Origin of the sequence: Amycolatopsis pretoriensis (genome assembly GCF_900107925.1) — a bacterium.
Taxonomy (GTDB): Bacteria; Actinomycetota; Actinomycetes; order Mycobacteriales; family Pseudonocardiaceae; genus Amycolatopsis; species Amycolatopsis pretoriensis.
The window spans coordinates 1,221,013-1,230,824 of the sequence record NZ_FNUJ01000002.1 but is presented as its reverse complement, the minus strand read 5'-3'; the positions used below and the strand labels follow the sequence as shown (position 1 = coordinate 1,230,824).

At 72.5% G+C, this 9,812-nt stretch carries 9 protein-coding genes and 1 rRNA gene; 9 read left to right on the top strand and 1 reads right to left on the bottom strand.

Going from position 1 to position 9,812, the window contains the following annotated elements:
* The 7 genes from rrf to recN form a co-directional block, all read left to right on the top strand.
* Nucleotides 1–92 (top strand): 5S ribosomal RNA (gene rrf / locus BLV96_RS12405); the annotation flags it as partial.
* A gap of 96 nt (nt 93–188) precedes the next feature.
* Nucleotides 189–2,222: a hypothetical protein gene (locus tag BLV96_RS49810; protein WP_167379585.1), complete on the top strand. Its 2,034-nt coding sequence runs from the start codon at nt 189–191 to the stop codon at nt 2,220–2,222.
* On the top strand, nt 2,215–3,180 hold the full coding sequence (locus tag BLV96_RS12395; RefSeq protein ID WP_086683098.1) for an HAD-IIA family hydrolase: 966 nt from the start codon (nt 2,215–2,217) through the stop codon (nt 3,178–3,180). Before BLV96_RS49810 ends, BLV96_RS12395 begins: the two co-directional genes overlap by 8 nt.
* A gap of 17 nt (nt 3,181–3,197) precedes the next feature.
* Nucleotides 3,198–3,389, top strand: a complete 192-nt coding sequence (locus BLV96_RS12390) for a hypothetical protein (protein ID WP_086683101.1) — start codon at nt 3,198–3,200, stop codon at nt 3,387–3,389.
* Between the two features lie 5 nt (nt 3,390–3,394).
* Nucleotides 3,395–4,222: a TlyA family RNA methyltransferase gene (locus BLV96_RS12385; RefSeq protein WP_086683104.1), complete on the top strand. Its 828-nt coding sequence runs from the start codon at nt 3,395–3,397 to the stop codon at nt 4,220–4,222.
* The gene (locus BLV96_RS12380; protein ID WP_086683107.1) at nt 4,219–5,145 is read left to right on the top strand and encodes an NAD kinase; all 927 of its coding nucleotides are present in this window, start codon (nt 4,219–4,221) and stop codon (nt 5,143–5,145) included. Before BLV96_RS12385 ends, BLV96_RS12380 begins: the two co-directional genes overlap by 4 nt.
* A gap of 89 nt (nt 5,146–5,234) precedes the next feature.
* On the top strand, nt 5,235–7,016 hold the full coding sequence (recN, locus tag BLV96_RS12375; RefSeq protein WP_167379584.1) for a DNA repair protein RecN: 1,782 nt from the start codon (nt 5,235–5,237) through the stop codon (nt 7,014–7,016).
* Nucleotides 7,017–7,071: 55 nt separating this feature from the next.
* Here recN and BLV96_RS12370 read toward each other — a convergent pair whose 3' ends face one another.
* A complete protein-coding gene (locus tag BLV96_RS12370) occupies nt 7,072–7,518 on the bottom strand; it encodes a MarR family winged helix-turn-helix transcriptional regulator (protein ID WP_086683113.1) in 447 nt (148 codons plus the stop codon).
* Between the two features lie 66 nt (nt 7,519–7,584).
* Between BLV96_RS12370 and BLV96_RS12365 the strand changes: the two genes are divergently transcribed.
* Both BLV96_RS12365 and BLV96_RS12360 read left to right on the top strand, forming a co-directional pair.
* On the top strand, nt 7,585–8,571 hold the full coding sequence (locus BLV96_RS12365) for a zinc-binding alcohol dehydrogenase family protein (protein WP_086683115.1): 987 nt from the start codon (nt 7,585–7,587) through the stop codon (nt 8,569–8,571).
* Nucleotides 8,568–9,743 carry a DUF1266 domain-containing protein gene (locus BLV96_RS12360; RefSeq protein ID WP_091389085.1) on the top strand — a complete coding sequence of 392 codons (1,176 nt, stop codon included), beginning with the start codon at nt 8,568–8,570 and terminating at the stop codon, nt 9,741–9,743. The genes BLV96_RS12365 and BLV96_RS12360 overlap by 4 nt, the downstream gene beginning before the upstream one ends.
* Nucleotides 9,744–9,812: the final 69 nt, after the last annotated feature.

The following is a 9,812-nucleotide window of genomic DNA, read 5'->3' as shown; positions in this document are numbered from 1 at the left end:
CGCCCGGTCCCATTCCGAACCCGGAAGCTAAGCCTGACAGCGCCGATGGTACTGCAACCGAAGGGTTGTGGGAGAGTAGGACACCGCCGAACTTACCTTCCGTACGGCCCGTTAGGATAGCCAGTTGGCTGCCCTAGCGGGCCGTACGCGTATGTTCGGAGCAAGATTTTTTCATGGCAGGAGGCCAGGTGTCCGAGTTCGGTCGACGAGACTCAGCGGATGATGGGTCCGGCCGGCCGGCACGGCGGGACGAAGGCTCCCGCGACCGGTCGGACGCACCCCGGAAGAATCAGGGCGGCGCGCGGCAGGACCGCGGCGGCCGCGACGGTGGTCACCAGGGCCGGCCGCGCCGCGACGACCGCGGGGTCCGCGGCGGCGGCAAGCCCTTCCGCGGCGGCGACGGTCCCCGTGACCGCGATCAGCGCGGAGGATACGCAGGTCAGGACCGCGACGACCGGCGCGGCGGCTTCCGCGACGGTGGCCGCGACTCCGGCGGCCGGCCGGGTGGCAGCCGGTATTCGGGTGGCCCGGGCCGGTCCGGAGACCGCGACACCACCCGCTCCGGCGGCCGCTACGAGAACTCGGGCCGCGGCCAGGACGACCGTGCCGGCCGCCCCCAGGGCAAATCCTCGTACGGAGACCGCAAGCCGCGCTGGGAGGACCGCAGCGGCGGCTCCCGCACCGGCTCCGACTCCCGCGGCGGCTACCAGCGCCGCGACGACGACCGCGGCCGCGGCAGTTCGGACTCGCGCGGCGGTTACCAGGGCCGCGACGACCGCGGCGGCTCCGACTCCCGCGGCAGCTACCAGCGCCGTGACGACGACCGGGGCCGCGGCAGCTCCGATTCGCGTGGCAGCTACCAGCGCCGTGACGACGACCGGAGCCGTGGTGGCTCCGACTCGCGTGGCAGTTACCAGCGCCGGGATGACGATCGTCGCAGCGGTTCGGACTCTCGCGGTAGTTACCAGCGCCGCGACGATGACCGTCGTAGTGGTTCGGACTCCCGTGGCGGTTACCAGCGCCGCGATGACGACCGCAGCCGTAGTGGTTCGGACTCCCGTGGCGGTTACCAGCGCCGAGACGACAACCGCGGCGGGTTCAAGCGGGACGACGACCGGAGCCGTGGTGGCTCCGAGTCCCGCGGTGGTTACCAGCGCCGCGACGACCGCGGCGGCTCCGATTCGCGCGGCAGCTACCAGCGGCGCGCCGACGACCGCCGTGGCGGCTCGGACTCCCGAGGCAGCTACCAGCGGCGCGACGATGACCGCGGCCGTGGCGGCTCGGACTCCCGCGGTAGCTACCAGCGCCGCGACGATGACCGCGGCGGCTTCAAGAAAGACGACCGCGGCGGCCAGACCGGCGGCTTCAAGCGCGAAGACCGCGCCCCCCGCACCGGCGGCTACAAGCGTGACGACAAGCGCGACGACACCCGTCGTGACCGGCCCCGTCGCGACCCGCAGCCGCGCGTCGGTGCTCCGCTCGACGACGAGGCCCTCGCCCGGGAACTCCTCGAAGCGCCCGAGCTGCCCGAGGACATCGAGTTCTCCGACCTCGACGAGGACGCCCGCCGCGAGCTGCGGACCCTGCCCAAGGGCTTGGCCGAGACCGTGGGGAAGCACCTCGTCGCCGCCGGGGGCCTGATCGACTCCGATCCCGAAGCCGCGCTCGAGCACGCCAAGTACGCCAAGGCCAAGGCCTCGCGCGTGCCGATCGTGCGGGAAGCGCTCGGCCTGGTCGCCTACCACGTCGGGAACTGGTCGGAAGCCCTCTCCGAACTGCGGGCCGTCCGGCGGATGACCCGCAGCGACGACCACATCGCCATCATCGCCGACGCCGAACGTGCGCTGGGCCGCCCCGAGCGCGCTCTCGACCTCGCGAAGGAGACCGACACCGCGAAGCTGGCGAAGGCCGTCCAGGTCGAGCTCGCCATCGTCGCGGCCGGGGCGCGGCGGGACCTCGGGCAGCTCGACGCCGCCGTCGTCTCGCTGCAGGGTGACGACCTCAAGGCCGGCAAGCGCGACCCGTGGAGCGCTCGCCTCTTCTACGCCTACGCCGACAACCTCGTGGCCGCCGGGCGCACGGACGACGCCATCCAGTGGTTCCTCAACGCCGCCGAGGCCGACGCGGAAGACGAGACCGACGCCGCCGAACGCGCGGCGGACCTGGCGAACGAAAAGAACGAGAAGAACGAGAAGAAGGACACCGAAGACTCGGATGAGTGACGCCCTGCTCGCGGCCTACGACGCGGTCCTGTTCGACCTCGACGGCACCGTCTACCACGGCACCCGGGTGATCCCGGGCGCCCCGGAGACGGTGCGGGCCGCGCGCGAGCACGGCACGCCCGTCCGGTTCGTCACGAACAACGCGTCCAAGGCCCCGGCCGAGGTCGTCGACCACCTCACCGGCCTCGGCATGCCCGCCGACGCCGGTGAGGTGCACACCAGCGCCCAAGCCGGCGTGCAGCTGCTGAAGGAACGCCTGGAGGCCGGTGCCGAGGTCCTCGTCGTCGGCACCGAGTCGCTCGCCGCCGAAGTCACGGGCGCCGGCCTCAAGGCGGTCCGCGAGAACGCCCGGAGCGTTCAGGCCGTCGTCCAGGGCCACTCGCCCGACAACACCTGGGCCGCCCTCGCCGAGGCCTGCCTGGCCATCCGCGCCGGCGCGCTCTGGGTGGCCTGCAACGTCGACGCCACCCTGCCCAGCGAGCGCGGGCTGCTGCCCGGCAACGGCTCGATGGTCGCCGCGCTGCGGACCGCCACCGACGTCGAACCGCTCGTCGCCGGGAAGCCGGAGCCGCTGCTGTTCGAGACCGCCGCGCGGTCCGCGGGGGCCGAAAAGCCGCTCGTCGTCGGCGACCGGCTCGACACCGACATCGCCGGCGCGGTCGCCGCGGGCATCGACTCGCTGGTCGTCCTCTCCGGCGTCGCGACCCCGGAGCAGCTCATCAAGGCCAGCCCGGCCGAACGCGGCACCTACCTCGCGAAGGACCTGACCGCGATGACCAGCCCGGCCGACGACCTGAGGATCGGGCCGCGCCCGGGCTGGACCGTGACCGTCGAAAACGGCACCCTGACGGCGAAGGGCGACGGCGACGACCTGGACCTCCTCCGCGCGCTCTGCCACGTGGCCTGGGAGACCGGTGTCACCGAACTCGGCGAGGACGCGAAGGCCCGGCTGGCCTGACTGCTACCGTTCGTAACGTGCATCCCTACCCCGTCCCGGGCCCGCCGCCCGGTTCGTTCTCGCAAGCGACCGACCCGCGGGCCGGCATCGACGAAGCCGTCGCCGGGCTGGACGACCTCGACGCGCTGCCGCTCGCGGAGCACGTCGAGCGGTTCGACGCCGTGCACACCGAGCTGACGGTCGCCCTCTCCAGCATCGACAAGGTCTGACCACGGTGCCCAAGCGGGCGCGCCTCGACGCGGAACTGGTTCGGCGCGGCCTCGCCCGGTCGCGCGAGCAGGCCTCGGCGCTGATCACCGGCGGCAAGGTCACCGTGCGCGGCATGGTGGCGAGCAAACCCGCCACCGGCGTCGAGACCGACGCCCCCATCGTCGTCAAGGACGAGGACGACCCCGGCTGGGCCTCCCGCGGCGCGCACAAGCTGCTCGGTGCCTTGGAAGCGTTCGACGGCCTCAGCGTCGAGGGCAAGCGCTGCCTCGACGCCGGCGCGTCCACCGGCGGCTTCACCGACGTCCTGCTGAGGAACGGCGCCGCGACCGTGATCGCCGCCGACGTAGGCCGCGGCCTGCTCGACTGGCGGATCCGCACCGACGAACGTGTGGTGGTCATGGACCGCACCAATGTTCGCAACCTCTCTCCCGACGACCTCGGCGGCCAGGTCGACGTCGTCGTCGGGGACCTCTCGTTCATCTCCCTCAAGCTCGTGCTGCCCGCGCTCGCCGCCTGCGCGCGCGAAGGCGCCGACCTGGTGCCGATGGTGAAACCGCAGTTCGAGGTGGGCAAGGACCGGCTCGGCAGCGGTGGCGTCGTCCGCGACCCGGAACTGCGCGCCGAATCCGTGCTCACCGTCATCGACGAGGCCGCGAAGCTCGGGCTCGCGCTGCGCGGTGTCACGGCCAGTCCGCTGCCCGGGCCGTCCGGGAACGTCGAGTACTTCGTGTGGCTGAAGAAAGAACACGTGGCCGAGTCCACTGTGGACGCGGTAGACAGGTCTGAGGCCGAGCGGCTCGTCCGAACCGCCGTCGAGGAAGGGCCCGCATGACCACCGAACGTGAAGTGCTCCTGATGGTGCACCCCGATCGCGAAGCGACGGGCGAAGCGGCGCGCGAGGTTTCCGCGCGCTTCGCCAAGGCCGGCATCCGGATCCGGGTGATCGAGCACGACGTCTGCGCGCTGATCAACCCCGACGAGCACGGCGTCGGCGCGACCTGCACCGTCGTGGACCCGGACGACAACCCCGCCGAAGGGGTCGAGCTGGTCTTCGTCCTCGGCGGCGACGGCACCCTGCTGCGCGCGGCCGAGCTGGCGCGCCCGGCCGGGGTGCCGGTGCTCGGCGTCAACCTCGGCCGCGTCGGCTTCCTCGCCGAGGCCGACTCGGACGCGCTGGCCGACACCGTGCAGCGCGTGGTCGACGGCGACTACCAGGTCGAACCGCGGATGACCATCGACGTCACAGTCACCCACGACGGCGAAGAGCTCGCCCGCGAGTGGGCGCTAAACGAGGCCAGCGTCGAGAAGAGCACCCGCGAGCGGGTCCTGGACGCGCTGATCGAGGTCGACGGCCGCCCGGTGTCCGCGTTCGGCTGCGACGGTGTGCTGTGCGCCACACCGACCGGTTCGACGGCGTACGCGTTCTCGGCGGGCGGCCCGATCATCTGGCCGGACGTCCAGGCGCTGCTGGTCGTGCCGAGCAACGCGCACGCGATGTTCGCGCGGCCCCTCGTCGTCTCGCGGAACTCGGTGATCACCGTCGGGATCGACCCCGACGGCTCGCCAGCCGTCCTGACCTGCGACGGCGGCCGGCTCATCGAGCTGCCGCCGGGCGCCCGCGTGCGGGTGACGTGCGGCAAGACGCCGGTCCGGCTGGTCCGCCTGTGGGACGGCCCGTTCACCGATCGGCTCGTGCAGAAGTTCTCGCTGCCGGTGAAGAGCTGGCGCGAGCGCCACGCGCGTCCCTGCGAATAGGACCGCTCGGCGATCCGTTCGAACATATCGGCGACTCGCCGGGTGCCCGCGCGCGCAGAGTGTCGGTGGGGGCCGCTACCGTAGGCGGCGTGCTGGCCGAGATGCGCATCCAGGGCCTCGGAGTCATCGAGGACGCCCTGCTGGAACTGCACGCGGGCTTCACCGTTGTCACCGGTGAGACGGGTGCGGGAAAGACCATGGTCGTCACCGGGCTGCACCTGCTGTCCGGGGGCCGCGCCGAGGTGTCCAAGGTCCGGACGGGGATGCTGAAGGCGTTCGTGGAAGGGCGGTTCACCTACTCCGGGGTCGAAGGCGCCGAGCGGATCGTCACCGAGTCGGGTGCCGACGTCGACGAGGACGGCAGCGTCATCGCGCTGCGGGCCGTCGCGGTCGACGGGCGCTCGCGTGCCCACCTGGGCGGCCGGTCGGTGCCGGTCGGCGTGCTCGCGGAGCTGTCCGAACAGCTGATCGCGGTACACGGGCAGAACGACCAGCTGCGGCTGCTGCGCCCGAGCGAGCAGCGTGACGTCATCGACCGGTTCGCCGGCGACGCCGTGGCGAAGCCGCTGACCGCGTACCGCGAGGTCCGGTCCGAGTGGCTGGCGGTGATCGCGGAGCTGACCGAGCGGTCGACGCGCTCGCGGGAGATGGCCCAGCAGGCCGACCTGCTCAAGCACGGGCTGACCGAGATCGACGCCGTCGCGCCGGAGCCGGGCGAGGACGTCGAGCTCACCGCGCAGATCAAGCGGCTCGCCGCGGCCGACGAGCTGCGCGCGGCCGCGACCGAGGCGCACATCGCGCTGTCGGGCTCGCCGGACGGCGACCCGGACGCGCCGAGTGCGATGGGCCTGCTTTCCGAGGCGCTGCGGCGGCTTTCGACGTCCGAAGACGCGGTGCTGCGCGAGCTGGCGCCGCGGCTGGAGGAGGCGTCGACGCTGCTGACCGACGTCGGGTCGGAGCTGGGGAACTACGTCGAGACGCTGGACGCCGACCCGGCGCTGCTGGAGAAGGTCCTGGCCCGCCAGGCCGACCTGAAGCGGCTGACCCGCAAGTACGCGGCGGACGTCGACGGCGTGCTGGCCTGGGCGGACGACGCCCGCCGCCGCCTGGAGTCGATGGACACGTCGGAGGAGGCGCTGTCCGAGCTGGCGCTGCGGCGCGACCAGCTCGCGGTGCAGCTGGCCGCGCACGCGGTCGAGGTGTCCGCGGCGCGCGTCGAGGCCGCGGCGGCGCTGGCGGAGGAGATCACGCGCGAGCTGTCCGGGCTGGCGATGGGGCAGGCGGCGATCGAGGTGACGGTGGAGCAGCGCCCGGCCGAGCACGGCGACACGCACGCGCTGACCCTCGACGGCCGCGCGGTGCACGCGGGCGCGGACGGCGTCGACGACGTCGAGCTGCTGCTGCGCGCCCACGACGGCGCGCCGCCGCTGCCGGTGCACAAGGCCGCGTCGGGCGGTGAGCTGTCGCGGGTGATGCTGGCGATCGAGGTGGTGCTGGCGCATGCGGACACGGTCCAGACGCTGGTGTTCGACGAGGTCGACGCCGGGGTAGGCGGCCGCGCGGCGGTCGAGATCGGCAGGCGGCTGGCCCGGTTGGCGCGGACCCACCAGGTCCTGGTGGTGACGCACCTGCCGCAGGTGGCGGCGTTCGCGGACCAGCACCTGGTGGTGGACAAGGGCCACAGCGGCGGCGTGACGCGCAGTGGTGTGAAGAACCTGAGCCAGACCGAGCGGGTCAACGAGCTGGCCCGGATGCTCGCCGGGATGGACGACACGGAGACGGGCCGCGCGCACGCCGAGGAGCTGCTGGCGACCGCGGAGAAGGCCAAGGCCGAGCCGGCCCCGAAGCCCAAGCGGGGCAAGAAGAAGTAGGCGGCTCTCCGACCTGGCCCCTGGGGTGGGTCCGGAGAGAGCCATCGGGCCGGGGTCAGACTTCGTCGAGGTCGGCGTTGATCGCGCCGAACACCTCCGCGAGCACCCGTGCCTGCTCGCGGCTCACCTGGTCCGCGAAGTGCCGCTTCACGCCCCGCACGTGGGTGGGCCACGCCGCCTCCAGCGCCGCGAGGCCCGCGGGCGTCAGCACCACCAGCGTTGCCCGTCGGTTCGCTGGGTCCACCTCGCGGCGCGCGTACCCCGAGGACTCGAGGCCGTCCACCACCCGTGTCAACCCGCTCGGGCTGTGCACCAGCGCCTCCGCCAGCTCCTTCATGCGCAGCCGCCGGTCCGGTGCCTCCGAAAGCTGGACCAGCGCGTCGTACGTCCGGTGCGTCATCCCGTGCTCGGCTCGCAACTCCGCGTCCAGCACCCGCAGCAGCAGCGCCGACGAGCGCAGGAATCCTCGCCAGGCGGCGTCGTGGTCGGGGGACAGGCTCACTCCGGGAATACTACTCGTGCGGACAGTTGTTGTGCGAACTGTTCGCATGCGAAGAAAGGACCCAGGATGCGCGCGGTGGTACTCCGGGAACCCGGTCCCGTCGAAAACCTCGAACTCGAAGAGCTTCCGGTGCCCGACGTGAAACCCGGCTGGGTGCGGATCGCCGTCAAGGCGTTCGGGCTCAACCGGTCCGAGCTGCACACGCGGCTCGGGTTCGCCGAAGGCGTCACGTTCCCGCGCGTCCCCGGGATCGAGGCCGTCGGGATCGTCGACGCCGGCGAGGGTTTCGAACGCGGACAGCAAGTCGCGACCATGATGGGCGGGATGGGCCGCACCTTCGACGGCGGCTACGCCGAATACACCGTCGTGCCGAAGAGCCAGGTCATCCCCTTCGAAAGCGCGCTGCCGTGGGAGGTGCTCGGCCAGGTCCCCGAGACGCTGCAGACCGCGTACGGCTCTCTCACCACCGGTCTGGACCTGCGAAAAGGCCAGACCCTGCTGATCCGCGGCGGGACGTCCGCGCTCGGGTTCGCCACTGCGGCCCTGGCGAACGACCTCGGCGCCACCGTTTTCGCGACCACCCGCCAGGAAGAACGCCTCGAAACCCTGCGCGACCACGGCGTCGACCACCCGCTCCTCGACGACGGCGACGTCGCCGCCCAGGTCCGGAAGATCGTCCCCGAAGGCGTCGACGCGGCCCTCGAACTCGTCGGGACGCCGACCCTGCCGGACACTCTGAACGCCACCCGCGTGCACGGCACCGTCTGCTTCACCGGCATGTTGTCCAACCAGTGGACGATCTCGAACTTCTATCCGATCGGATACCTTCCCGCCGGGGTGCGGTTGACCGCTTATGGTGGTGAGGCGGACGACCTGCCCGCCTCCGTCCTCCAGCGCCACCTCGACCGGATCGCCGCCGGCGAAACGAGCCTCGGCCCGGCCAAGGTGTACGCGATGGACGAGATCCGGCAGGCGCACGACGACTTGGAGCACAACCGGACGGCGGGCAAGCTCGTCGTGCTGACCGGCCGAGCGGAGGGAGCCGCCCCGTGATCCTGCCGCCGCCCGCCGACGTCGAGGCGCAGCTGGCCGCCGCCCGCCGTGACGGCGACCTCGACCGCTACCTCGGCCTGCTCGCCGGCGAAGAGCTCTTCGTCCCGATCCGGCGGGTGGACGCCCACAGCATCCTCGACGAGCGGGCGGAGACGTTCCCCAACGTCTACTTCGAGACCGGCGGCGACGAGTTCCTGCAGGTCTTCACCCGCGGCGCGCTGCCCGACCTCGGTCCGGACGTCGTCGCCATGAGCGGGGCGCTGGACTGGGCGGTCGACGGCGTCGGGCGGCACGAGCGGGTCGTGTTCAACCGCGGCACGCGCGGCGAGTGGCGGCTGCCCGGCGCGACCCTGCAGCCGTGGCTCGACGCGCACCACGACGACGTCGTCCCGCTGGAAGAGCAGGTCGAGCGGCTGATCACCGCGCCGTACGGGCACCTCGAGGGCCCGATCGCGCACGCGCTGGCGTGCGGCGCGCACCTGGCCGTGCTCAACGCGGCGCCGTGGAACGTCCTCGACGCGCGCCGCCACGACTACGTCGCCGAAGTGCGCGGCCTGCGGGACTGGTGGGGCGTGCCGGACCCGCCGGCCTGGCGCGCGACCATGGCCGACCTGATCGGCGACGGCTACGCGCTGACGCCGGGCAACCTCGTGCTCATGCTGCGCCTGCGGTTCGCCGCCGAGTACGGGCTGACCAGCGGCGAGTTCGACCCCATGACCTGGGCCGAGCTCGTGGACCGGTGGTGCGCGGAGAACGACGCCGCCGAGCAGGCCGGCGAACTGCGGGACACGGTTCGCCGGGTGTCGCGGTGCGAGCAGCGGTTCCGGGCCGACGGCCTGGTCGACGCGGACGGTTTCGTCACGACGGCGCTTTCGTGGGACGTCGGCCGCGCGGTCAACATCGCGCGGTGGGGGCTCGCGGCCGGGTACTGCGACGCGTTGACCGCCGAGCTGATGGTGCTCGAAGCGGGATCGCTGGCGCGTCGCTACCACCAGTCATGGGCGGACCTGTCGGCCGGGTACCTCATGGGCCGCGTCCTGCACGCCGAGGACGACGAGTTCGGTGAGTGGTACCCGGCGGCCGTGCGGGTCCACCACCAGCTCCTTCAGGACCCGGGCAGCCCCTGGGTGAACCTCGATTTCGGGTCTCTTTCGGAGGAGTCGGACGCCTGACCCGTGCGGGGGAGGTCACCACAACGAGTCACCCGGGCTACGGCGTGGCGTGCATCGTCCCACGAGCAA